Origin of the sequence: Enterobacter quasihormaechei (genome assembly GCF_004331385.1) — a bacterium.
Lineage (GTDB): Bacteria > Pseudomonadota > Gammaproteobacteria > Enterobacterales > Enterobacteriaceae > Enterobacter > Enterobacter quasihormaechei.
In genome coordinates, this window is record NZ_SJON01000002.1 from 309,268 (window position 1) to 332,851 (window position 23,584).

The window sequence follows — 23,584 nt, forward strand, 5'->3', positions numbered from 1 at the left end:
GCTGTGCTGCAATCTGCGTCCCTGATTATGCGAATCGATGACCATGCAAGCCTCTCAATTTTCAGCCCAGGTGCTGGACTGGTACGACAAATACGGGCGTAAAACCCTGCCCTGGCAAATTGAAAAAACGCCCTACAAAGTATGGCTCTCCGAGGTGATGTTGCAACAAACGCAGGTCGCCACGGTGATCCCTTACTTCGAGCGTTTTATGGCGCGTTTCCGGACGGTCACCGACCTGGCAAACGCGCCGCTGGACGAAGTGCTGCACCTGTGGACCGGGCTGGGCTATTACGCCCGCGCGCGCAACCTGCACAAGGCCGCGCAGCAGGTCGCCACGCGCCACAACGGTAAATTCCCGGAAACCTTCGACGAGGTGGCGGATTTACCCGGCGTCGGACGTTCTACCGCAGGCGCGATCCTCTCCCTTTCATTAGGCAAGCATTTCCCGATCCTCGACGGCAACGTGAAGCGCGTGCTCGCACGCTGCTACGCCGTTGACGGCTGGCCGGGTAAGAAAGACGTTGAAAAACGCCTGTGGGAGATCGCTGAAGCGGTCACTCCGGCGAAAGGCGTAGAGCGTTTTAACCAGGCGATGATGGATCTCGGCGCGATGGTCTGCACGCGCTCAAAACCGAAGTGCGAACTCTGCCCGGTGAACAACCTCTGCGTGGCGTATGCCAACCAGTCATGGGCGCAGTATCCGGGTAAGAAACCCAAACAGACGCTGCCGGAGCGCACCGGCTATATGCTGCTGATGCAGCACGGCGACGACGTCTTCCTCGCCCAGCGCCCGCCGAGCGGCCTGTGGGGTGGTCTATACTGCTTCCCACAGTTTGAAGATGAAGCCTCGCTTCGGGAATGGCTTGAACAGCGCGGCATTGCGGCAGATACCCTGACGCAGCTGAACGCGTTCCGCCATACCTTCAGCCATTTCCATCTGGATATTGTGCCTATGTGGCTTCCCGTGTCCTCGTTCACCTCCTGCATGGATGAAGGCACCGCTCTCTGGTATAACTTAGCGCAACCGCCATCAGTCGGGCTGGCGGCTCCCGTGGAGCGCCTGTTACAGCAATTACGTGTCGGTGCAATGGTTTAGCATCGACAACACAAAGAGGAATGAGTATGGCCAGAACCATTTTTTGTACTTTCCTACAGCGCGACGCTGAAGGCCAGGATTTCCAGCTCTACCCGGGCGACCTGGGTAAGCGCATCTATAACGAGATCTCCAAAGAAGCCTGGGGACAGTGGCAGAAAAAACAGACCATGCTGATCAACGAGAAAAAGCTCAGCATGATGAACCCGGAGCACCGCAAGCTGCTGGAGCAGGAGATGGTGAACTTCCTGTTCGAGGGCAAAGACGTCCACATCGAAGGCTATACGCCACCGGAAAAATAATACTCTGCGGCTGTTGCCCGGCGGCGCTTTGCTTGCACGGGCCTACAGTTTTGTAGGCCGGCTAAGCGCAGCGCCACCCGGCGAAAGCAACGACTAAGCAAACACAACACGCACTCCCGGAATGATGAAAAAACTTTTAGCGCTAGCACTTGTTGCGCCGTTGCTTGTGTCTTGTTCTTCCAAAAAGGGCGATAGCTATAACGAAGCCTGGGTTAAGGACACCAACGGTTTTGACATTTTGATGGGGCAGTTTGCCCACAACATCGAAAATATATGGGGATTTAACGAAGTCCTGATTGCCGGACCGAAGGACTACGTTAAGTACACCGACGCCTATCAGACCCGTAGCCACATCAACTTCGATGACGGTACGATTACGGTTGAAACCATCGCGGGGACTGAACCTGCGGCGCATTTACGTCAGGCCATCATCAAGACCCTGCTGATGGGCGACGATCCGGGATCTATTGACCTCTACTCTGATGCCGATGACATTACCATCTCCAAAGAGCCGTTCCTGTATGGCCAGGTCGTAGACCAGACCGGTCAGCCGATCCGCTGGGAAGGCCGCGCCACAAAATTCGCCGACTACCTGCTGCAAACCCGCCTGAAAAGCCGCACCAACGGCCTGAAGGTGATTTACAGCGTGACCATTAACCTGGTGCCGAACCACCTCGACAAGCGTGCGCATAAGTATCTGGGCATGGTGCGTCAGGCGTCGCGTAAGTATGGCGTGGACGAGTCGCTGATCCTGGCGATTATGCAGACCGAATCCTCGTTCAACCCGTACGCGGTGAGCCGTTCCGACGCGCTGGGGCTGATGCAGGTTGTGCAGCACAGCGCCGGTAAAGACGTGTTCCGCTCGCAGGGGAAATCCGGCACGCCGAGCCGCAGCTACCTCTTCGATCCGCAAAGCAACATTGATACCGGCACGGCCTATCTGGCGATGCTGAACAATGTCTATCTCGGTGGAATTGATAACCCAACGTCACGCCGCTATGCGGTGATCACCGCCTACAACGGCGGGGCGGGCAGCGTGCTGCGCGTCTTCTCGAACGACAAGGTGCAGGCTGCGAATATCATCAACAGCATGGCGCCGGGGGATGTTTACTCCACCCTCACCACCCGCCACCCGTCTGCGGAATCCCGCCGGTACCTGTATAAGGTGAATACGGCGCAGAAAAACTATCGTCGTCGATAATCAACACACCTTCTCCTGTAAGGAGAAGGTGTTCTGCTTCTCTCCATCCATACGAAAATGCTATTTGCATCACAATCCAGACTGCAAATTAATGTGGATTGCATTTTTTTGCGGGAGGTAACAAAACATAACCTCGCCTGCTGATAGAATTGCATCAAATAACAACCCTGAATGTTCCTATAACAACATATCTCCCGCTCACTTGTGAGGAAAGTAACATGAACCTTAAGCTGCAGCTTAAAATCTTGTCGTTTCTGCAGTTCTGCCTGTGGGGTAGCTGGCTGACTACACTCGGCTCCTATATGTTTGTGACGCTCAAGTTTGATGGTGCGTCAATCGGTGCCGTCTACAGCTCGCTGGGTATTGCGGCTGTTTTCATGCCAACGCTGCTCGGTATCGTGGCGGATAAATGGTTAAGTGCGAAATGGCTGTATATGCTTTGCCATCTGGTGGGTGCGGGGACGCTGTTTATGGCGGCCGAAGTGACCACGCCGGGGGCGATGTTTATGGTGATCCTGCTTAACTCGCTGGCGTATATGCCAACGCTTGGGCTGATCAACTCCATCTCCTACTACCGCCTGAAATCTGCCGGCCTGGATATCGTCACCGACTTCCCGCCAATCCGTATATGGGGCACCATCGGCTTTATCATGGCGATGTGGGGCGTGAGCTTCGCGGGCTTCGAGCTGAGCCACATGCAGCTGTATATTGGTGCTGCGCTCTCCGTACTGCTGGCGCTGTTTACCCTGACGCTGCCAACCATTCCGGTGTCTAACCAGCAGAAAAACCAGAGCTGGAGCACCATGCTTGGCCTGGACGCCTTCGCCCTGTTCAAAAACAAGCGCATGGCGATCTTCTTTATCTTCTCCATGCTGCTGGGCGCGGAGCTGCAAATCACCAACATGTTCGGCAACACTTTCCTGCACAGCTTCGATAACGATCCGCTGTTTGCCGGGAGCTTTATCGTTGAGCACGCGTCGGTGATGATGTCCATCTCGCAGATCTCCGAGACGCTGTTCATCCTGACCATCCCGTTCTTCCTGAGCCGCTACGGCATCAAGAACGTCATGCTGATCAGTATCGCCGCGTGGATGCTGCGCTTCGGCCTGTTCGCCTACGGTGACCCGAGCGCGTTCGGCACCGTGCTGCTGGTACTGTCGATGATTGTTTACGGCTGCGCCTTCGACTTCTTCAACATTTCCGGTTCGGTGTTTGTGGAAAAAGAGGTGAAGCCTGAAATCCGCGCCAGCGCGCAGGGCATGTTCCTGATGATGACCAACGGCTTCGGCTGTATTCTGGGCGGCGTGGTGAGCGGTAAAGTGGTTGAGATGTACACCACCAACGGCATTACCGACTGGCAGCCCGTGTGGCTGATCTTCGCGGCGTATTCGCTGGTGCTGTTCTTCGCGTTCCTCGCGCTGTTCAAGTACAAGCACGTTCGCGAACCGCACGGTGCGCAGCCGATCGCGCATTAATTGTTGTGCCCGGTGGCGCTGCGCTTACCGGGCCTACAAAACCAGACCGTAGGCCGGGTAAGGCGTAGCCGCCACCCGGCTATTTTATTGCAGACAGCACCCACCCCACCGACAGCAAATCCGCGCTGCCGCCCGGACTCAGGTTGCGTTCTATCAACGTGCTATCCATCCTGAGCAACGCATCGCGATCCCAGCCGTTCGCCAGCAGTTCCCGCGCGTAACGTTGTACGTAGCGCAGCCCCTTCATACCGCCGCGCGACACCAGATTGCTGTCCTGGTTGATGGCCATCAGGCGTAACAACAGGTCATGAAGGGAATTCCCCTTCCACTGCTTCAGCGCGTTACGCACCGTGCTGAAGCCGCTTTCTGCCTCGCCGCGCGCGCCGGTGAGACCGTACAGCTGAAACTGCCGCTCGCCCGCCGTTGCCTGCCCGCTGCGCCCGACGAGCTCACGCGCTACCAGCCCACGGCAGATGTTACTTACCTCACAACAGAGGCTGCCGGCGGAGACCGTTTTCACGCGCCCGGCAGCGAAGCAGAGCAAACCGAGGGCAAAAATCCCGCCCTTGTGTGTGTTCACCCCGTCCGTCGCGGCGTACATCGCCTGCTCGCAGGCCATCCCCATCGGGCGGATAATCCGCAGCTGCTGAGCGGCTGGCTTGTCCGCATGTGCCTCGCCCAGCTCCGCAAAACGGGCAAACCACGGCGTAATCGCCGTAATGCTGCGAACAAACAGGGCATGATCCATATCGCGATGGGAACCGTTGTTAAGCTTGTCCACCAGCCCCGGCTTGGGCGTCAGCTCCAGCTCCTGCCACAGCGCCGCTTCGGCAAGCGCGGGCACATCAGTCGGGCGCGGTTTAGTCGCGAGCAAACCAGTCATCGATCGTCTTCTCCACGCGGGAAACTACCTGCTCAACGGGATGGCGCCGCGAACGGGAGCAGGCATGCGCGGGCTCGTCACAGATCAGGCAGCGCCTGAGGTTTGCCCCCAGCGACTGGCGCCCGACGTGGCCGTTCTGAGGACAGATGACATCCAGGTCCCACAGCCTGCCGAGCGGGTGCGTCTGCTCCAGTTCCGCACAGTGCGCTTTGATTTCCGCCGCCGGATGGGCGACGCACCACAAGGCTTCCGGTCCGGTGGGCAGCCACAGCACCTGACGGTCCAGCACCTGCCAGCGGTTCTCCCACAGCAACTGGTCGCACATCTGGAGCGCCACGCCCAAGGTGTTGCGATAGCGCAGGCTGTCTTTAATGTCCCCGGGCGTGATCAGCGTGAGGGAAATCACCGGTTGTTGATAGTGCGTGAGCATGTCGGCCTGGCGCGCCGCGCGGCGATCTTTCGCCGCCAGCAGTTCGTCCAGGCTGACACCCGCCCGCACGGGTGTCGCTGAAATCATACTGACTCCTTCACCTGTCGCACGGTGTCGATCACGCTGCCGTCGCGGTAGCGGATGACGCCGACGATTTTGTCGGTAAATTCAATCGGTTTCGGTACACCGGTCAGGGAAATCGCCCGCTCGTAGAGCGCATTGATATCCACAACCTTTAATCCTGCCGCCATCAGGCGCTCGCGGATCTCCGGGCGCGCCGGGTTGACCGCAATGCCGTGGTCGGTGACCAACACGTCGATGCTCTCTCCCGGCGTGAGGCGCGTGGTGACGCGCTTCACGACCGTCGGAATGCGGCTGCGCAGCAGCGGCGCGACGACGATGGTCAGGTTGGCTGCCGCCGCCACGTCGCAGTGCCCGCCGGATGCGCCACGCATCACGCCGTCGGAGCCGGTGATGACGTTAACGTTAAAATCAATGTCAATTTCCAGCGCGCTGAGGATCACCACGTCGAGCTGGTCGCAGCTTGCCGCCTTGCTGCCGGGGTTGGCGTAGACGTTGGTGGAGATCTCAACGTGGTTCGGATTGCGCGCCAGCGAAGCCGCCGCCTGGCCGTCAAAGCACTGGGTGTCGAGCAGCTTTTCGATAAGCCCCTTCTCGTGCAGATCCACCAGGCTGCCGGTGATGCCGCCGAGCGCGAAGCGGGCCTTCACGCCGCTGCGCTCCATCTTCTCTTCCATAAAACGGGTGCAGGCGGTGGCCGCCGCGCCGGAGCCGGTCTGCATCGAGAAGCCCGGTTTGAAATAGCCGGAGTGCTCAATCACGTCCGCCGCATAGCGGGCGATCATCAGCTCGCGCGGGTTGCTGGTGACGCGCGCCGCGCCGACGCTGATTTTCGCCGGGTCGCCCACGCTCTCCACCTGCACGACGTAGTCCACCTGGTCCTGCACCAGGCTGGCGGGCATATTCGGGAACGGCACCAGTTCTTCGGTCAGCAGCACCACCTTGCGGGCAAAGTGCGCGTCCACCATGGCGTAGCCCAGCGAACCGCAGCACGATTTTCCGTGCGTCCCGTTGGCGTTGCCAAACGCATCGCTGCACGGCACGCCGAGAAACGCCACGTCGATGTTCAGTTCGCCGTCCTGGAGCAGCTTCACGCGCCCGCCGTGGGAGTGAATCTGTACCGGCTCGTCCATCAGCCCGTGGGAGATGGCGTCTGCCAGCCTGCCGCGCATGCCGGAGGTGTAAATCCGGGTAATCACGCCGCTTTCGATATGCTCGATCAGCGCGTCGTTGCAGGTCATCAGCGAGCTGGAGGCCAGGGTCAAATTTTTAAATCCCATCCGCGCCAGCAGCGCCACAACGGTGTTGATCACCCGGTCGCCTTCGCGAAAGGCATGGTGGAAGGAGATGGTCATTCCGTCCTGCAAGCCGCTGCGCGCTACGGCTTCTTCGAGGGTGGCACAGAGCTTGCGGTTGTGCTTCGCGTCGCTGTCCGCCAGCCAGGGCGTCGCGCTGTGGGCGGTATCAAAGGGTTTCAGGTCCCGCAGATGGGGGAAGTTCACGTGGAGAAGTTCTGTCTGATTCATTTTGTCATCCTTACCGACGCACGCCGGAAGCCGCCGCGCGCTCCAGCACCACCTGCGCGTGGTTAATAATCGGGGCGTCGACCATTTTGCCGTTGAGCGAGACCACGCCCAGGCCGTTACGCTCGCCCTCTTCTGCCGCTTCAATCACCCTTTTGGCGTGCTCCACCTCTTCCTGCGTCGGGGCGTAGGCGTTGTGCAGCAGGTCAATCTGGCGCGGGTTAATCAGCGATTTGCCGTTAAAGCCCATCTTGCGGATCAGGTCGACCTCGCGCAGGAACCCGGCTTCGTCGTTAACGTCTGACCACACCACGTCGAAGGCGTCGATGCCGGCAGCGCGTGCCGCGTGCAGCACCGCGCAGCGGGCATAAAACAGCTCGGTGCCGTCGCCGCGCTCGGTCTGCATGTCCATTACGTAGTCAAAGGCCGCCAGCGCAATGCCGATCAGGCGCGGCGAGCTGCGGGCAATCGCCACGGCATTGATGACGCCAATAGCCGATTCAATCGCTGCCATTACGCGGGTAGAACCCACCTCGCGCCCGCACTCCTGCTCGATACGCTCAAGGTGGCCTTCCAGCTCGTAGATGTCATCCGGCGTGTCGGTTTTCGGCAGGCGGATCACGTCCACGCCCGCATGCACGGCGGCCTCCAGATCCAGCAGGCCAAACGGCGTGCTCAGCGGGTTTATGCGCACCACGGTTTCGATATCCTGATACATCGGATGCTGCAACGCGTGGAACACCAGCATGCGTGCGGTATCTTTCTCGCGCAGGGCCACCGCATCTTCAAGATCGAACATGATGGCGTCTGGCCGGTAGATAAACGCGGTGGAGAGCATGGCGGCGTTGGCGCCCGGCAGGAACAGCATACTGCGGCGGAGTTTGCTCATTTCAGCGCCTCCCAGTTGATGGCCTGTTCATCGGCAGCACGCAGAAGCGCGCTTTGCAGGCGGGCGCGGATCGCACAGTCCAGCGCCCCTTTGTCTTCAATAATGATTAATCCCTGATGCACGTTCATGGCGCGCAGCGTGTCGTCGACCACCTGGCGAATGTGCTCGCCAAACTGCTTAATCACTTCACTGTGGATGACAATCTCCAGCTCGCCGTGAGCGGGGGCGATTTTCACCATCAGGTCGCTGGACTCCTGCGTTCCGGCCAGCGCCTCCCTTACAATATTCATGATAAATTCCTGATAGTTATGCGACTTCCGCACTCGCGCGATAATGTGCCTCGAGATGCGCGAAGGTGGAGTCCGGGACGATCTCCCGGATCCGGGTAAACTGCTGTGTCTTGAGTAAACGGCGCACTTCGGACGCCGAAATGGCGTTGCCGGTGGCCTTGATGCGCGGCATCTCCACCACCTCGATATGCGAGGCCAGCAGATCGTGCAGCGTCTGGTTGTACTGGCGGGTGATATCGCAGAACGGCTCCGAGCCGATAAAGCGGTGCGTGATGCCGAGCGCCGGGGCGATGAAGTCCCGGAAGATCAGCACGTCGATCTCGCTCCACGCCTGCTGCACTTTGCCGGTCTCTTTGAGAAAGTAGGCCGGAAACGTGGCGCGCGAGATGATGTACTGCGAGCCTTCATGCACCACCACGTTCGGCAGATGCGCCACGCCCGCGCGCACCATCTCAAGGCGCGCGCTGAACGGGAAGAACGAGGCGTCTTCACGCACCACAAACAGATGCAGGGCATCGCACTGCGCCGCCGCCTGCTCCACCAGATGACGGTGGCCGAGGGTGAACGGATTGGCGTTCATCACAATCGCGCCAGTTTTCTCCCCGCCCTTTCGCATCCGGCTTAAGGTACGGCAGTAGCGCGCGATCCCCTGCGGAGTGTTCTCCATCAGCACCGCGTTGTTCCCGCTCTGGGCAATTGGCCAGAAGCCACTGCGGCCAAAGCGCTCCTTATTGCACGGACGGGTGCAGAGGAAGAGGTGAAAATGACCGCGCTCCAGCGCCGCATTCTCCACCTCTGCCAGCAGCCGCGCGCTGAGGTTTTCCCCACGAAGCTGCTCGTTGACCGCCACGCACTTGATGACGTTGGCAGCCAGCCCTGCGCAACCCACCAGCTGCGCGCCGGACCAGGCTTCAACAAACAGCGTGATATCGTTGTCCAGGCCAAGGCCGCTGTCTGCCAGCAGGTAGCGGATCTGGCTTAAGCGTTCCGGGTGTTTCGCCACAACGGTATGGCGAAAATCAATGGGTTGCGATTGCATGCTGCCGCCTTACTCAGTGTGCCGCCGCAAGCCCGACGGCTGGCGCTTCCACGATCACGTTGCTCAGATGACCGATATGCTCGATCTCCACCTCAATGCGATCCCCCTCCTTCATAAACAGCGGCGGGTTGCGCTTTTTACCCACGCCGCCAGGAGAGCCGGTAATGATCACATCGCCCGGGCTGAGGCGGGTGAAGGTGCTGATGTATTCAATGAGCTCCGCGACCTTGTGGATCATGCTGCTGGTGTTGTCCTCCTGCACCATGCGGCCGTTAAGCCAGGTGCGGATCGCCAGGCTGTGCGGGTCCGGGATCTCATCCGCCGTCGCCATCCAGGGGCCAAACGCGCCGGTCTGACGCCAGTTTTTACCGGCGGTGAACCAGGTGTGCTGCCAGTCGCGGGCGGAGCCGTCCATATAGCAGCTGTAGCCCGCCACGTGGCGCAGGGCGTCATCGCGGCTGATGTTCTCCCCACCCTTACCGATGATCACCGCCAGCTCGCCCTCGTAGTCGAATTCGCTGGAGTGGCGCGGCTTCAGCACCGGCTCGTTGTGGCCGGTCTGTGAATCCGGGAAGCGGACAAACAGCGTCGGGGCCGGGTTGTGCTGGTCAAACTCCTTGCGCTTGTCGGCGTAGTTCATGCCCACGCAGAGGATTTTTTCCGGCTGCACGATCACCGGCAAGAAGGTGATGGCGTTCAGCGGCACGTCCACCGCGTCGTTCAGAAAACGGGTGGCCTGCGCCAGACCGTTCCCCTGCAACAGCGCTTTAAGGTCGCCGTAGCGGTCGCCCAGGCGGCGGCCTAAATCAATCACGCCCTCGGCCTGAACGATGCCGTAGCTGCGTTTTCCCTGGTATAAAAAGCTTGCGAGTTTCATTGTTTTTTCCTGAATACTTAGACGAGGAAGTTGCCCAGAATCAGCAGTGAGACAGAGACGTTAATCGCGCCGCCGATACGGGTAGCAATCTGGGCGAAGGGCATCAGGCTCATGCGGTTGCCTGCGGTCAGGATCGCCACGTCGCCGGTACCGCCCTGTCCACTCTGGCAGCAGGAGACGATGGCGACATCAATCGGGTGCATACCGATTTTTTTGCCGACGAAGAATCCGGTCGCCACCAGCGCAGACACGGTGCTGATAATCACCAGCAGGTTGCTGACGGTGAACGCCGCGACCAGCTCGTGCCACGGGGTAATTGCCACGCCAACGGCGAAGAGGATTGGATAGGTCACGGAGGTCTGGAAGAATTTGTACACCACCTGGGAACCCTCCAGCAGACGCGGAGAGGCGCCGTTGCAGAGCTTCACCAGCACCGCCATAAACAGCATGCCAACGGGCGCAGGCAGGCCAATCAGCTTGTGACCGAGCATGCCCAGCATGTACAGCAGCACCGCCAGCAGCGCGCCGGAGGCGATAGTGGTCACGTCCGCTTTACCGGAGAACGCAGGCTGAGAGACGGTGGCATCCGCATTCGCGCGGTTAGGCATCAGCTGGCCTTCGCCGGTCAGGTGCGGGTAGCGTTTCCCGAGCTGGTTGAGGCAGCCGGAGATGATGATTGCCGTCAGCCCGCCGAGCATGACCATCGGCAGCACGCGGCCAAGCGCTACGCCCTGGTCCATGTGCAGCAGGGTGGCATAGCCGATGGAGAGCGGGATCGCCCCTTCCCCGACGCCGCCCGCCATGATCGGCAGAATGATAAAGAAGAAGATCTGGAACGGCTCAAGGCCCAGCGCCAGCCCCACGCCCATGCCAACAATCATGCCGACGATTTCACCGCACAGCATCGGGAAGAAGATGCGCAGGAAGCCCTGGATCAGCACGGTGCGGTTCATGCTCATGATGCTGCCGACGATAATGCAGCAGATATAGAGGTAGAGAATGTTGGTGGATTTGTAGAATTTGGTCGTGGATTCCACCACCACGTCCGGCAGCAGACCGTAGTAGACCAGCGCGGAAGGGATAAAGGTGGCGCAAATCGCCGCCGCGCCGAGCTTGCCGACAATCGGCAGGCGTTTGCCGAACTCGCCGCAGGCAAAGCCGAAGAAGGCCAGCGTGGCTACCATCACCACGATGTCGCTCGGCAGCTTTCCGCCCAGACAATCAATCGCAATCAGCGCGCCCGCCAGAACGAACAGCGGCAAAGGAATAATGCCGATTTTCCAGGTATCCATAATATGCCACCAGCGCTCCTTGAGGGATGGCCGCTGAATATCAATCGGGTCGTGGGTAACAGAGAATGAATCGTCAGTTGTGCTCATAATAAGCCCCTTAGTTATTTTGTGCGTTCAGCTTAGAGTCACAAAGGCTTACTTTATGTGAGGGATGACATATTAAAGGCGAAGTTTTAATGGCCGCTATGGTTTTAATGGTTTCTATTATTTTATGTGATTTACGCCTTATTTATTACCGTGGTTTTTATGGTTTCTTTTCCTAACCGAACAAAGAAATAACATTTATTCAATTAGCATTAAGAGAATGAGACTTTCGGAAAAATCTTTTACAGACCGTGCTGTGCAAGGGATCACAAGTTTTCGGCAAAGCGGGCATCCTGGCGTTAAAAGATGATATATTCAGCCAACCTGTTGATACCTTGCGTGATAGTTATGAAAGTATCGTTTCAGATCAAGCTGTTTATTTCGCTGGTCGCCTTTTTCTCAGTGCTGTTCGCATTACTGGGCGGATATTATTATGTCGACGTCGGCAGGCAGCTTTATCAGGAAATGAGCGCGCGCGCAAAAATACAGGCTGAAGAGATAGCGCTTATTCCCACTCTGCGAAAAGAAGTCGAACAAAAGGATATCCAGAGCATCCATGACTTTATGCATAAAATAGCCGCCCACAGCGACGCCAGTTTTATTGTGATTGGTGACAATAAAGGGCTGCATCTTTTTCACTCCGTGTTTGCTGACCGGGTGGGCAAAACGCTGGTTGGCGGGGACAACGACGAGGTATTACACGGCAAAAGCACCATTACCATCCGCAAGGGCGGGTTAGGCATTTCGCTACGCAGCAAAGCCCCTATTTTTAATGATGCCGGGCAGGTGGTGGGGATTGTTTCGGTGGGCTATCTCACAAGCTATCTGGACACCATCACCGTCAACAAGGTGGTCAATATCCTGATTGCCGCCGTGCTGCTGCTTATCGCCCTGTTTATTTTCTCCTGGTTCTTCACCCGCAGCATCAAGAAGCAGATATTCTCTCTGGAACCACGCGAAATCGGCCTGCTGGTGCGTCAGCAAAAGGCGATGATGGAATCCATTTATGAAGGGGTGATTGCCATCGATGACGACCTGCGCATCGAAGTGATCAACCAGGCGGCGCGTAAATTATTAGGCTTACGTCAGCCCGCCCGCGAACTGCGCGGTCAACACATTAGCCAGGTGATCGCACCCGTCCCGTTTTTTAACGCGCAGACCATGCTTGCGAAAGACACTCACGATGAGATCTGTCGCTTTAACGATCTCACGGTCATTGCCAGCCGGGTGCGGATCATGCTGGAAGATGCGTTGCAGGGCTGGGTGATCACCTTTCGCGATCGCAACGAGATCGACTCGCTCAGCGCCCAGCTTAGCCAGGTGAAGCGCTACGTTGATAACCTGCGCATCATGCGCCACGAACAGCTGAACCGCATGACCACGCTGTCCGGCCTGCTGCATATGGGCCGTTATGACGAGGCGATCCGCTACATACAGGCGCAGTCGGAACACGCTCAGGAGCTGCTGGACTTTATCTCGTCCCGCTTTAGCTCCCCGACGCTGTGCGGTTTGCTGCTTGGAAAAGCCGCCCGCGCCCGTGAGAAAGGCGTTGAGCTGAGTTTCGATCCGGCCTGCCGGGTAGATAAACCGTTCCTGCCGCTGCTCGAATCGGAACTTATCTCGATCATCGGAAATTTGCTGGATAACGCCATCGAAGCGACCCAGCGCGCCCCGCTCCCGCATGCGCCGGTAGACGTGCTGATAAAGCTGAACGAGCAGGAACTGATTATTGAAGTCGCCGACCAGGGCGTCGGCATCACACCGGCGATCCGCGACCGGATCTTTGAGCGCGGCATCACCACCAAAACGCGCGGCGATCATGGTATAGGCCTGTATCTGATTGAAAGCTACGTCACGCAGGCTGGCGGCGCAATTGAAGTTGCCGATAACACCCCACGCGGTGCCATTTTCTCACTGTTTATTCCCGCCACGGGAACGGCCCGGCACCCCGCACAGGAACTGGAAGATACCGACTATGCAACATGAACTTATCGACGTACTGATTGTTGAAGACGAGAACGAACTGGCGCAACTGCACGCGGAGCTTATCGGTAAACATCCGCGCCTGAGGCTGGTGGGAATTGCCGCGTCATTGGCCGACGCGCAGCGACAGCTGGAGAGCAAACAGCCGAAGCTGATGCTGCTGGATAACTACCTGCCGGACGGCAAAGGCATCACCCTTATCAGCAACCCGATGCTCGCCCGCGCCAACTGCTCGGTGATTTTCATCACCGCCGCCAGCGATATGGACACCTGTAGCCAGGCCATTCGTAACGGCGCGTTCGACTACATCCTCAAGCCGGTATCCTGGAAGCGCCTGAGCCAGTCGCTGGAGCGTTTTGTGCAGTTTGCCGAGCAGCAGCGCGTCTGGAAGATTGTTGACCAGCAGAACGTGGATTCGCTCTATCAGCTACAGGCGAAAAATTATCGTCTGGACAACGGCAGCAAAGGGATAGAGGAGAACACGCTGGCGCGGGTGCAAACGCTGTTCAACAGCAAGGCGTCGCACTGCTTTACGGTGGATGAGGTGGTGAGCGAGACGGGGCTGAGTAAAACCACCACCCGGCGCTATCTGGAACACTGCGTGGAGGTGGGTTTTCTGACGGTGGAGATGCTGTACGGGAAGATTGGGCATCCAAGAAGGATGTACCGCCGCGCAGAAGCCTGACGCAGTATTACAGGCCGGGTAAGCTTGCGCCACCGGGCAACTCGCCGGGTGGCGCTAACGCTTACCCGGCCTACGTTCAAACATTCAATACGTACCCATACAGTCGCTTGATCCCGTCCGCATCCTTCTCACTGTAAACGCCCTGCAACTCCGGCGAGAAGCCCGGCAGCATATTAATGCCCTCCTCCAGCGCCAGGAAGTAACGCTGCACCGCTCCGCCCCAGACTTCGCCCGGCACCACGCACAGCACGCCCGGCGGATATGGCAGCGCGCCTTCGGCGGCAATGCGCCCTTCAGCGTCACGAATACGCACCAGCTCTACGTTCCCGCGAATGTACTCCTGGTTGGCATCCTGCGGGTTCATCACTACGGCGGGCAGGCTCTCCTGGCGGAACATCGCCTTCTGGAGATCCTTCACGTTAAAGCTGACGTAGAGATCGTGCATCTCCTGGCACAGCTGACGGATCGTGTAGTCGCGGTAACGCACCGGGTATTTCTGATAGATGGTCGGCAGCACATCCGCGAGCGGCGTGTCGTCTTCAATATGCTGTTCGAACTGTCCCAGCATAGCCACCAGCTGCATTAACTTCTCCTCGCTCTCCGCTGGCGTCAGCAGGAACAGGATGGAGTTGAGGTCGCACTTCTCCGGCACAATGCCGTTTTCGCGCAGGTAGTGGGCGAGAATGGTCGCCGGAATGCCGAAATCGGTATAGTGACCTGTTTCCGCATCAATGCCCGGCGTGGTCAGCAGCAGCTTGCACGGATCGACGAAATACTGCTCGCGAGCATAGCCTTCAAAACCATGCCATTTTGCACCCGGTTCAAAACTAAAGAAGCGGCGCTCGCTGGCGATGACCTGCGTGGGGTGATCCTGCCACGGCCGCCCTGCCACCACTGGCGGGATAAACGGCTTGATCATATGGCAGTTGGCGATGATGGCCTTGCGCGCCTCAATGCCCAGCTCGACGCACTCCGCCCACAGCCTGCGCCCGCTCTCGCCCTCGTGAATTTTGGCGTTCACGTCCAGCGCCGCAAACAGCGGGTAAAACGGGCTGGTAGAGGCATGCAGCATAAACGCATTATTAAGACGCTTGTGCGGACAGAAACGCGACTGGCCGCGAATATGGTTATCCTTTTTATGGATCTGCGACGTTTGCGAGAACCCGGCCTGCTGCTTGTGTACCGACTGGGTCACAAAAATTCCCGGATCGTTCTCGTTAAGCTCCAGCAGAAGCGGAGACGTTTCTGCCATCATCGGGATAAACTGCTCGTAGCCCACCCACGCGGAGTCAAACAGAATGTAGTCACACAGGTGGCCGATCTTGTCGATCACCTGACGGGCGTTGTAGATCGTGCCGTCGTAGGTACCAAGCTGGATGATAGCCAGGCGGAACGGGCGGATCTCGTCGGCCTTTTCCGGCGCAGCCTCGCGGATCAGTTCCCGCAGATACGCGTCATCAAAGCAGTGTTCATCGATTCCGCCGATAAAACCAAACGGATTACGCGCGGCCTCAAGATAAACAGGGGTAGCCCCGGCCTGGATCAGCGCCCCGTGATGGTTGGATTTGTGGTTGTTACGATCGAACAGCACCAGATCGCCACGGGTCAGCAGCGCATTGGTTACCACTTTATTGGCAGCCGATGTGCCGTTCAGCACGAAGTAGGTTTTGTCCGCGTTGAACACCTTCGCCGCGAACTTTTGCGCGTGCTTGGCAGAACCCTCGTGGATCAGCAAATCCCCGAGCTTCACGTCGGCATTGCACATATCGGCGCGAAACACGTTTTCACCAAAGAAGTCATAGAACTGGCGCCCGGCGGGATGTTTTTTGAAAAACGCGCCGTGCTGATGACCAGGGCAGGCAAAGGTGCTGTTCCCCATTGCGACATACTGGCTCAGGGTGTCAAAAAAAGGTGGCAGCAGGTTCTCTTCATACCGGCAGGCGGCAGATTCCAGTTCCAGGAACTCCTGCGCTCTACCCGAGATAATCGCCGTGACGCCATCAGGCACCTCTCCAGGCTCTTGCGAGAACATAAACACCGGTAGCTGAAAGCCCGTACGCTTCAGCAACGCGAGAATGCCGCTGTAGCTTTCAACCACCGTAATGACGACTGCCGCCACATCGGTGAAATCGGTGTTATCCAGCGTCACCTTTTCACGGTGCGTAGAAACTTTGGATACCAGCTCACGGCTGACGGCAATTTTCATGGTTTTCATAAGCGCAAATACCCTCACCGAACGGTGAGACAGGGAGGAGAAAATTCGCGCAATCATGTCACCTTTTATTTTCAGGTGCAAGAAGGAATCAGTATGCATTACGCCTCCCAAAGCTAACCATAATCAGGGCTGGACGTGCCATAATCATGCAATGCCAGTGCTTAAATAACAGGAGTTAAACGTGGTAATTGGACCCTTTATCAATGCGGGAGCTGTACTGCTGGGCGGTGTACTTGGGGCAGTATTGAGCCAGCGGTTGCCGGAGCGTATTCGCGTCTCCATGCCCTCCATTTTTGGCCTGGCGTCGCTGGGGATTGGTATCCTTTTAGTGGTGAAGTGCGCCAACCTGCCGGTAATGGTGCTGGCAACCTTGCTCGGCGCGCTGATTGGCGAATTTTGCTATCTGGAAAGAGGCATAAATAGCGCGGTAGGCAAAGCTAAAAACCTGATTGCCCGACCGGGCAAGGCGAAGCACGGCACGCACGAGTCGTTTATTCAAAACTACGTTGCGATCGTTATTCTGTTCTGTGCCAGCGGTACGGGGATTTTCGGTTCGATGCAGGAAGGAATGACCGGCGATCCCAGCATACTGATTGCGAAAGCGTTTCTGGATTTCTTCACCGCCACTATTTTTGCCACTACGCTCGGCATCGCCGTCGCCGCGATTTGCGTGCCAATGCTGCTGATTCAGCTGGCGCTGGCCACCTGCGCCACGCTGATCCTGCCGCTGACGACGCCCGCGATGATGGCAGACTTTACTGCCGTCGGCGGCCTGTTGCTGCTGGCGACAGGGCTGCGCATCTGTGGCATCAAAATGTTTGCAGTGGTGAACATGCTCCCTGCACTGCTGCTCGCCATGCCGCTTTCCGCGCTCTGGACGCACTTTTTCGCTTAAGTTTGCGGCGAAATGGTGAGAGAGTGTGCAGTCTGCACCGAAAGCAATAAATTTCGTTGACGTCGGAGGGCGGATCGGGTTTAATGCGCCCCGTTGCCCGGATAGCTCAGTCGGTAGAGCAGGGGATTGAAAATCCCCGTGTCCTTGGTTCGATTCCGAGTCCGGGCACCAAATTCATATTAACGGACCTCCACGGAGGTCCGTTTTTGCATTCTAAGCCCGCCAGAATCAACCCTTCTGCATTCCCTTAACGACATTCTGACCACTGCGTAAGCAGCGCATGCAGCTTAGCCGGCTCAAGAGGCTTGCGGAGTACCAGGTAACCTTCCTGCTCTGCCTCCAGCAGAACCGGTGAATTAAATTCGCCGCTGACTATCGCGCCGCTCATATCCGGCAGGCGTTCAAAAAGCGCTTTCAGGATGTCAAAGCCGCTTTCGCCGGATCGCAGGCGCTGGTCGCACAGCACGGCGAACGGCGTAAAGCCGTCGTCGATGATGGCAAACGCTTCTTCAGCGGAGGCCGCACAGCGTACGTTGATTCCCCAGACGCTCATCAGGCTCTCCCAGGCAGACGTCACCAGCGGATCGTCATCGACGACCAGGCAGGAACCGTGCAGCGGCGCATAGCGTACCGGCGTGGCGGTGTGGTCAGAGGCGGGCGGGATATCCGGCGCGATGTCTTCGCCAGCGTATTGAGTGAAGCGCATCCAGAAGCGTGAGCCTTTACCTTCAATGGATTGCATCCCGTATTTCACCTTCATCAGCTTGGCACAACGGGCAACGACGGCCAGCCCCAGCCCGTGCCCGGCGCTATCGATCTTCCATGCCAGCTCGGGGCGGTAGTAAGGTGAGAAGATTTTGCCTTTCTCATCATCGGCGATACCGACCCCCGTGTCCCACACCTCCACCATACACTCGTCACCGCGCGGTCGGATGGCGACCAGCACGCCGCCCTTGAGCGTGTAGCGAAGGGCATTTTGAATCAGGTTAATCAGGGACTGTCGCACCAGCAGCGGATCGCCCATCACGTAAATGCGGCGTTTAGGCCGCCGGGTGCCCAGCCTAAGCGCGCGGCTGTTGGCCTCTTCGCGAAACAGCGTGATGACCGAGTCGAGCAGAGCGCCGATATCCACTTTGCCAGGAGCAGAAAGTACATTCCCGGATTCTATTTTGCTGAGATCGAGCAGAGAATTGAGCATCAAATGTACCGAGCGAACGCTCTGCTGTAGGTCAAGCAGCTGGGGCGTCAGGCTGTCGTCCCGGTTTCGGTGGAGGATGGCTTCTATCAGAAAGCCCATAGCGTGAACGGGCTGGCGCAGATCGTGGCTGGCGGTTGTCAGAAACTGATTTTTATCCAGCAATGCCTGCTCCGCGTCCTCTTTGGCCTGACGAAACTGTTCCGCCAGGCGCGAGCTTTTTTCCTCAAGCAGCGCTTGCTGAATAAAGAACGCATGTGACGTTAACGCATGGCGGTAAATCGCGAAGCCGTAAAGCAGATTCAGCATGAGCACGATGAACATCAACTCATCGAGCCGCCAGATAATACCGAGGTTCAGCACCCCCCAGGAGGCGAAGAAAAAGCGCGTAAAGGTGCTGATGACCGGCGTCAGATGCGTCGCATTGGCGGCGACGATAGCGGCGATGCTGATATTCAGTAACAGGAAAAAGTCAAAGTTCTGCGTCTGTGGCGTAATTAAATAGAGTGATGAAATGCCCAGCCCGTGAATAAAGGCAATATTATTAATACGCGGAAGCCAGCGTCGCAGGACGTCCTTTTCATCGTTTTCTTTTGCTTCGCGCTGATAGCGTCGGTGCAATATTCGTATCGCCAAGGCACATAGCAGATAAATGATTATCCAGATAATCGTTGGGCCGAGTTTGTCCCCGAGCATATAAATCCAGATGGCGAAAGGAATGCCAACAAAGGGTACCGCGCTAAAGCTGAATACCAGCCGCAGAAACGTGTTGTTTAGCAAACGGATCTGCGCCGGAGCAGAGATACCCTCGTTTTGTAAGCTCTGGAAAAACCTCATTCCGACGGTTCCTGCTTGCCATGCAAAAGCGTGATGGCTTCGACCCGACTGTTAACGCCTATCTTTTTCAAAATATTGCTGATGTGTTCTTTGACCGTGGGTTCAGAAATTGAAAGCTGGGCGGCGATGCGTTTATTTGGCAGACCGCGCATAATCATATTTAATACGTCAATTTGTCGCGGCGTTAAGTTAAATTTACTTAACCGCTCATTATTCGACTTAACGGAAATTTCGTTACCCTCAGGAAACCAGGTCAGATTATCAGTGAGGGCAAAAACGGCCCGTGAGAACATTTCTGGCGGCTCGCTTTTCAATACAAATCCGTGCCCCCCGGCGGCATGAACTTTCCGCCAGATATCATTATTGTCATCCCCGCTGACCACCAGGAGTCTTACCTGGGGGTAAAGTTCTTTTACTTCTTTGAGTAATTTCAAGGCCGTACCGGACGAGAGCCAAAAATCGATTACCAGCAAACGTGGCGGGCCATGGTCCCTAATTTGACGGTAGCAATCATCCTCATTCGTCACCACATACGCCTGCTTAAATTGGCAATGTGTAATCAGAAAATTGGCGATGCCGCTTGCTACCAATGGATGGTCATCAACGACTAACGCATAATTCTGTCCCAAAGGATCCTCCTTTTACCTTCGCATATCTTAGAGTACGGATGAATTATTCTCTACCTACCCTACTTTAGGAGGGTTTTTTCGATTAGGAAAGAGAAATATATTATTCGCTGGTTTGGGTAAAAGAAAACATAAATACAATCAGCAAAATTAACTGATTGGATATCAAGGATAATTTATGAAAAAGCCACTAATCGTTATAACCGTTACGTTGATGCTGGCGGGTTGTTCCACGTTGAAAACCGATCAGGCTATTCCACTTCTACAGGCAGAGACCGCTAAAATGCTGGGGCTGGGCTCATCAGATGAAATAACCGTGACCAACGTTAACGGCGCCCAGCCGGACGCACTGGGAGGACAAAAACTGACTTATCGCGCTACGACGGAAAAAGGGCGCATTTTTGATTGTTCATCAATGATGATGCCGGGAATTTTAGGATCCGCACCGACGCTGAGCGCGCCAACCTGTACACCTGTTGTCACACATAAATAATTAACGCCATATCAAAAGGCGTACATAAATAACGCCTTTTACATTATTCGACGTATCTGAGTTGTCATATAAAAACGATTTTCCTGACATCACGCTAATGAGTACGGAGATAGCCCGTGAATAACTCTACATCGCATTCTTTAGCGGTTAAGACGCCGCTTTCCAGACTTTACCTCGCTCTTTTTTCCGCACCGCTGCTACTGCTTTTACCTGTCGATGTCGCGCGTGCGGCCGATGCTATTTTTGATGGCGACTCGCGTATTACCGAAACGCTGGGTTACACCGGAGATGTTTATGTTGGACGTAACCAACGCGGAAACCTGCTGATCGATAACGGCAAAATCACCGCCTATAACATCAATATCGGTCGGCTGTTCGACGGCCAAATTTATGAAAGCGTGGTCACGGTCCGCGGGCCAAACGCTGAGCTTAATGCGGTGAACGATCGGTATGTCCTGCGCGGCGACCTGAATCTTGGCCTCGGCACCTTGCGGGTCGAAGAAGGCGCACTGGCGAGCGCAAAGGAGATCGTTGTCGGCACCACCCGCGGCTACGACAGCCACCTTATCGCCACGGGTGCCGGCTCTCGTGTGACCAGTAATTTTCTTAGCGTAGGCACCGATCTGGGCGCACGCTCCACGCTGGCGATTGAGGACGGCGCGGCGCTCAGCACCGCCTACGATGCGCGCATCGGCAACGGTACCGGGCCGGGTGAAACCGACACGCTAAGTCCGAAAGCCACCGTCACGGGGAGCGGCTCACAGTGGAACGTTGGCCGTACGTTGACGCTTTATGGCGACCTGGACGTGCTGAACGGCGGTGCGGTTAACGTGGGCGGCGTGCAGGTAGCGGGCGTCTCCGGGGCAGGTAAAACGGCTGAGCTGGTTATTGCGGGCAAAGACTCGCGTTTTACCAGCGGCAGCAGCGTGAGCGTGGGCGATTATGGCAATGGCGTGCTGTCGGTGATTGACGGCGGTTCATTTTCCGCAGGCAGCAATGCGCTGATCGTGGGGACATCGGGTTCCGGCTCGAACCGGGGAGCGCTCATCATCGGCAGCCGCGGCAATATGGACACCGGCACGGGTTTAACTGAGCCAACGCTTGGCACAGCGGGCGGCGCAGGTACCCTCGATGCGAAGACGGCAATCAGCCTGCGCGGCGGGCTGTTCGGCAGCTATGTGTACTTCAACCATACCGACGCAAATTACGTCTTCAGCAACAAGATGAGCGGTGAAGGTGAGGTGATCAACACCTCCGGGCAGACGACGCTGAACGGCGATCTTTCCGGACTCAAGGCGAACGTAACCGCGCGGGGCGGTAAAGTCATCATTGACAGCAATATTAACACCCAGCCAGAAGACGATATTTTTGATATTCAGACGCTTAGCGCGGAGAACGGCGGCACGCTGATCCTCAACGCGACGGCGGGTTCAGACGTCAGCAACGGGGCGGGTTACAGCAGCGCCGCGTCAATCAAGGCCGGCGGCACGCTGGGCGGCAACGGCACGCTGGGCCAGACCGAGATCTTGTCCGGCGGGCATATCTCGCCCGGCGACGGCACTATCGGTAGGTTGACGCTGAAACGCTATCTGAACTTTATCGGTGAATCCTTCTATGACGTAGATATCGCGGGAGATGGCAGCAGCGACCAACTGCTGGTATCGGGCAAAACCACCATCAGCGATCAGGCTAAGGTACAGGTCACCGCGCTGGACCCGCAAACCAGCTATAAAACGGGCCAAAGCTACCGCATTTTAACCTCCGAGGGAGGGATTGACGGTGAGTTCGCCGGCGCGATTTCCAAATCCGCCTTCCTGGACGTGGCGCTCAAGCAAGGCACCAACGCCGTGGATCTGACCATCGCGCAGAAAGAGACCGGCGGCGAGAATCCTGGAGGCGAAAACCCGGGAGGTGAGAATCCGGGAGGAGAAAACCCCGGAGGCGAAAATCCGGGAGGTGAGAATCCAGGAGGGGAAAACCCTGGCGGTGAGAATCCTGGCGGTGAAAACCCGGGCAGCGGCAAGCCGGGGATTTTCCAGACCGTGGCCAAAAGCAGCAACCAGTGGAATACCGCCGGCGCGCTCTCCACGCTGACGCAAAGCGGCCCGTCGCTGGCGCTGTATAACTCGCTGCTGCTGCTCAGCGCACCGGAAGCGCGCGAGGCGTTCAACCAGCTGTCTGGCGAAGTTTATCCGTCAATGCAGTCCAACCTGATCGCCAGCAGCACGCAGGTTTTTAACGTGTTAAACCAGCGTATGCAGCGCGCGTTTGATAACGACAGCCTGCCGATACCACCGTTAGCAATGTCGCTGGTGCAGCAGCCGGAGCCGCAAAATAATGGCGTCTGGGGCCAGACCTTCAGCTCCTGGAGTAAAAACAGCGGCGACGGCAATGTGGGCAAGCTTGACGGCAACACCACCGGCTTCCTGCTGGGGGCAGATCGCAAGCTGGCGGATCATAACGTGCGTGTCGGTGGCTATTTCGGCTACAGCCGGGGTGATTACGACGTCGACAGCCGTCGTTCCTCAGCGGATACCGACAACTACCATCTTGGCCTGTATGCGGCGGGTCAACAGGATGCGTTCTCCCTTCGCGGCGCGCTGGGTTACACCTGGCACAAGATCGAAGGCGAGCGCAATGTTGATTTCAGCGGCTTCTCGGATCGGCTGAAGTCGGATTACGACGCCAACTCGCTGCTGGCGTTCACCGAAGCGGGCTACCGTTTCGGCCAGCCTGATATGAATATTGAGCCGTTCGTCAATTTATCGTACATCCGGCTGCATACCGACAGTTTCAGGGAAGACGGCGGTGCCGCTGCGCTGAGCGTACGTAACGAAACGATGAACACCTTCTATTCCACACTCGGGGTTCGCGGTGTGACCGAGCTGCCGAAGAACGTTAACCTCTACGGTTCGCTGGGCTGGCAGCACGCTTATGGCGATAAGAATACCTCTTCGCGCATGGCGTTTGCGGGCAGCGACGCGTTCATTACTCAGGGCCAGGCCGTCGATGAGGACGTAATGGTGGGTGATATCGGCGTGAGCGTACAGTTGTCGCGTGCTGCGACGCTGGATGTGGGTTACCAGGGACAATATGGTGCGGATACCCGCGTCAACTCGGTTAACGCCAATCTGCGCTGGTCGTTCTGAATTATGTCCATTAAAAGAACCCGCCCTCGTGGCGGGTTTGTGCTTTT

Annotated in this window: 20 protein-coding genes and 1 tRNA gene; 10 read left to right on the top strand and 11 right to left on the bottom strand. The window is 57.2% G+C overall.

Annotation, left to right across the window (positions count from 1 at the left end; genetic code table 11):
- The first annotated feature begins 43 nt into the window (after positions 1-43).
- The 4 genes from mutY (at position 44) to E0L16_RS04145 (ending at position 4,071) form a co-directional block, all read left to right on the top strand.
- Positions 44-1,096 (top strand): A/G-specific adenine glycosylase, encoded by a 1,053-nt coding sequence (mutY, locus tag E0L16_RS04130; RefSeq protein ID WP_131636377.1) that lies wholly within the window; start codon positions 44-46, stop codon positions 1,094-1,096.
- 26 nt (positions 1,097-1,122) lie between these two features.
- Positions 1,123-1,395, top strand: coding sequence for an oxidative damage protection protein (locus E0L16_RS04135; protein ID WP_003862425.1), 273 nt, complete (start codon positions 1,123-1,125; stop codon positions 1,393-1,395).
- 124 nt (positions 1,396-1,519) lie between these two features.
- Positions 1,520-2,596 (top strand): membrane-bound lytic murein transglycosylase MltC, encoded by a 1,077-nt coding sequence (gene mltC / locus E0L16_RS04140; protein WP_131636456.1) that lies wholly within the window; start codon positions 1,520-1,522, stop codon positions 2,594-2,596.
- Between the two features lie 218 nt (positions 2,597-2,814).
- On the top strand, positions 2,815-4,071 hold the full coding sequence (locus E0L16_RS04145; RefSeq protein WP_063451223.1) for a nucleoside permease: 1,257 nt from the start codon (positions 2,815-2,817) through the stop codon (positions 4,069-4,071).
- A gap of 79 nt (positions 4,072-4,150) precedes the next feature.
- On the opposite strand, the gene citG is transcribed toward E0L16_RS04145, so the two are convergent.
- From citG to E0L16_RS04185, 8 genes are read right to left on the bottom strand one after another with little or no spacing between them, the layout of a single operon-like run.
- Positions 4,151-4,954, bottom strand: a complete 804-nt coding sequence (citG, locus tag E0L16_RS04150; RefSeq protein WP_131636378.1) for a triphosphoribosyl-dephospho-CoA synthase CitG — start codon at positions 4,952-4,954, stop codon at positions 4,151-4,153.
- On the bottom strand, positions 4,932-5,471 hold the full coding sequence (citX, locus tag E0L16_RS04155) for a citrate lyase holo-[acyl-carrier protein] synthase (RefSeq protein ID WP_131636379.1): 540 nt from the start codon (positions 5,469-5,471) through the stop codon (positions 4,932-4,934). Before citX ends, citG begins: the two co-directional genes overlap by 23 nt.
- Positions 5,468-6,991, bottom strand: coding sequence for a citrate lyase subunit alpha (gene citF / locus E0L16_RS04160; protein WP_131636380.1), 1,524 nt, complete (start codon positions 6,989-6,991; stop codon positions 5,468-5,470). The genes citX and citF overlap by 4 nt, the downstream gene beginning before the upstream one ends.
- A 10-nt stretch (positions 6,992-7,001) precedes the next feature.
- Positions 7,002-7,877 carry a citrate (pro-3S)-lyase subunit beta gene (citE, locus tag E0L16_RS04165; RefSeq protein ID WP_112791624.1) on the bottom strand — a complete coding sequence of 292 codons (876 nt, stop codon included), beginning with the start codon at positions 7,875-7,877 and terminating at the stop codon, positions 7,002-7,004.
- The gene (gene citD / locus E0L16_RS04170; protein ID WP_107533737.1) at positions 7,874-8,167 is read right to left on the bottom strand and encodes a citrate lyase acyl carrier protein; all 294 of its coding nucleotides are present in this window, start codon (positions 8,165-8,167) and stop codon (positions 7,874-7,876) included. The genes citE and citD overlap by 4 nt, the downstream gene beginning before the upstream one ends.
- Before the next feature lie 16 nt (positions 8,168-8,183).
- Positions 8,184-9,206 carry a [citrate (pro-3S)-lyase] ligase gene (gene citC, locus E0L16_RS04175; protein WP_112791622.1) on the bottom strand — a complete coding sequence of 341 codons (1,023 nt, stop codon included), beginning with the start codon at positions 9,204-9,206 and terminating at the stop codon, positions 8,184-8,186.
- Positions 9,207-9,219: 13 nt separating this feature from the next.
- Positions 9,220-10,083, bottom strand: coding sequence for a fumarylacetoacetate hydrolase family protein (locus tag E0L16_RS04180; RefSeq protein ID WP_015571851.1), 864 nt, complete (start codon positions 10,081-10,083; stop codon positions 9,220-9,222).
- Positions 10,084-10,100: 17 nt separating this feature from the next.
- Positions 10,101-11,462, bottom strand: coding sequence for a 2-hydroxycarboxylate transporter family protein (locus E0L16_RS04185; protein WP_022649371.1), 1,362 nt, complete (start codon positions 11,460-11,462; stop codon positions 10,101-10,103).
- A 345-nt stretch (positions 11,463-11,807) separates the two neighbouring features.
- On the opposite strand from E0L16_RS04185, the gene E0L16_RS04190 reads away from it, so the two are divergent.
- Both E0L16_RS04190 and E0L16_RS04195 read left to right on the top strand, forming a co-directional pair.
- The gene (locus tag E0L16_RS04190; RefSeq protein WP_131636381.1) at positions 11,808-13,445 is read left to right on the top strand and encodes an ATP-binding protein; all 1,638 of its coding nucleotides are present in this window, start codon (positions 11,808-11,810) and stop codon (positions 13,443-13,445) included.
- Positions 13,435-14,127, top strand: coding sequence for a response regulator (locus tag E0L16_RS04195; RefSeq protein WP_107533744.1), 693 nt, complete (start codon positions 13,435-13,437; stop codon positions 14,125-14,127). The genes E0L16_RS04190 and E0L16_RS04195 overlap by 11 nt, the downstream gene beginning before the upstream one ends.
- Positions 14,128-14,203: 76 nt before the next feature.
- Here E0L16_RS04195 and E0L16_RS04200 read toward each other — a convergent pair whose 3' ends face one another.
- A complete protein-coding gene (locus E0L16_RS04200; RefSeq protein ID WP_131636382.1) occupies positions 14,204-16,342 on the bottom strand; it encodes an ornithine decarboxylase in 2,139 nt (712 codons plus the stop codon).
- A 181-nt stretch (positions 16,343-16,523) separates the two neighbouring features.
- On the opposite strand from E0L16_RS04200, the gene E0L16_RS04205 reads away from it, so the two are divergent.
- A complete protein-coding gene (locus E0L16_RS04205; RefSeq protein ID WP_064909939.1) occupies positions 16,524-17,237 on the top strand; it encodes a DUF554 domain-containing protein in 714 nt (237 codons plus the stop codon).
- A 95-nt stretch (positions 17,238-17,332) separates the two neighbouring features.
- Positions 17,333-17,408 (top strand) — tRNA-Phe (locus E0L16_RS04210).
- A gap of 76 nt (positions 17,409-17,484) precedes the next feature.
- Here E0L16_RS04210 and E0L16_RS04215 read toward each other — a convergent pair.
- Positions 17,485-19,269, bottom strand: coding sequence for a hybrid sensor histidine kinase/response regulator (locus tag E0L16_RS04215; RefSeq protein ID WP_131636383.1), 1,785 nt, complete (start codon positions 19,267-19,269; stop codon positions 17,485-17,487).
- The gene (locus tag E0L16_RS04220) at positions 19,266-19,898 is read right to left on the bottom strand and encodes a response regulator transcription factor (protein ID WP_112793091.1); all 633 of its coding nucleotides are present in this window, start codon (positions 19,896-19,898) and stop codon (positions 19,266-19,268) included. Before E0L16_RS04220 ends, E0L16_RS04215 begins: the two co-directional genes overlap by 4 nt.
- A gap of 175 nt (positions 19,899-20,073) precedes the next feature.
- On the opposite strand from E0L16_RS04220, the gene E0L16_RS04225 reads away from it, so the two are divergent.
- Together E0L16_RS04225 and E0L16_RS04230 are read left to right on the top strand one after the other, a co-directional pair.
- Entirely contained in the window at positions 20,074-20,388 is a 315-nt protein-coding gene (locus E0L16_RS04225) for a lipoprotein (RefSeq protein WP_063451200.1), read from the top strand.
- Between the two features lie 116 nt (positions 20,389-20,504).
- Positions 20,505-23,537 (top strand): autotransporter outer membrane beta-barrel domain-containing protein, encoded by a 3,033-nt coding sequence (locus E0L16_RS04230; RefSeq protein WP_131636384.1) that lies wholly within the window; start codon positions 20,505-20,507, stop codon positions 23,535-23,537.
- The last annotated feature ends 47 nt before the right edge of the window (positions 23,538-23,584 follow it).

Excerpts from the sequence above, each read along its gene's own strand:
- mutY (WP_131636377.1), top strand. The coding sequence starts at position 44 with ATGCAAGCCTCTCAATTTTCAGCCCAGGTGCTGGACTGGTACGACAAA.
- E0L16_RS04135 (WP_003862425.1), top strand. The coding sequence starts at position 1,123 with ATGGCCAGAACCATTTTTTGTACTTTCCTACAGCGCGACGCTGAAGGC.
- mltC (WP_131636456.1), top strand. The coding sequence starts at position 1,520 with ATGAAAAAACTTTTAGCGCTAGCACTTGTTGCGCCGTTGCTTGTGTCT.
- E0L16_RS04145 (WP_063451223.1), top strand. The coding sequence starts at position 2,815 with ATGAACCTTAAGCTGCAGCTTAAAATCTTGTCGTTTCTGCAGTTCTGC.
- citG (WP_131636378.1), bottom strand. The coding sequence starts at position 4,954 with ATGACTGGTTTGCTCGCGACTAAACCGCGCCCGACTGATGTGCCCGCG.
- citX (WP_131636379.1), bottom strand. The coding sequence starts at position 5,471 with ATGATTTCAGCGACACCCGTGCGGGCGGGTGTCAGCCTGGACGAACTG.
- citF (WP_131636380.1), bottom strand. The coding sequence starts at position 6,991 with ATGAATCAGACAGAACTTCTCCACGTGAACTTCCCCCATCTGCGGGAC.
- citE (WP_112791624.1), bottom strand. The coding sequence starts at position 7,877 with ATGAGCAAACTCCGCCGCAGTATGCTGTTCCTGCCGGGCGCCAACGCC.
- citD (WP_107533737.1), bottom strand. The coding sequence starts at position 8,167 with ATGAATATTGTAAGGGAGGCGCTGGCCGGAACGCAGGAGTCCAGCGAC.
- citC (WP_112791622.1), bottom strand. The coding sequence starts at position 9,206 with ATGCAATCGCAACCCATTGATTTTCGCCATACCGTTGTGGCGAAACAC.
- E0L16_RS04180 (WP_015571851.1), bottom strand. The coding sequence starts at position 10,083 with ATGAAACTCGCAAGCTTTTTATACCAGGGAAAACGCAGCTACGGCATC.
- E0L16_RS04185 (WP_022649371.1), bottom strand. The coding sequence starts at position 11,462 with ATGAGCACAACTGACGATTCATTCTCTGTTACCCACGACCCGATTGAT.
- E0L16_RS04190 (WP_131636381.1), top strand. The coding sequence starts at position 11,808 with ATGAAAGTATCGTTTCAGATCAAGCTGTTTATTTCGCTGGTCGCCTTT.
- E0L16_RS04195 (WP_107533744.1), top strand. The coding sequence starts at position 13,435 with ATGCAACATGAACTTATCGACGTACTGATTGTTGAAGACGAGAACGAA.
- E0L16_RS04200 (WP_131636382.1), bottom strand. The coding sequence starts at position 16,342 with ATGAAAACCATGAAAATTGCCGTCAGCCGTGAGCTGGTATCCAAAGTT.
- E0L16_RS04215 (WP_131636383.1), bottom strand. The coding sequence starts at position 19,269 with ATGAGGTTTTTCCAGAGCTTACAAAACGAGGGTATCTCTGCTCCGGCG.
- E0L16_RS04225 (WP_063451200.1), top strand. The coding sequence starts at position 20,074 with ATGAAAAAGCCACTAATCGTTATAACCGTTACGTTGATGCTGGCGGGT.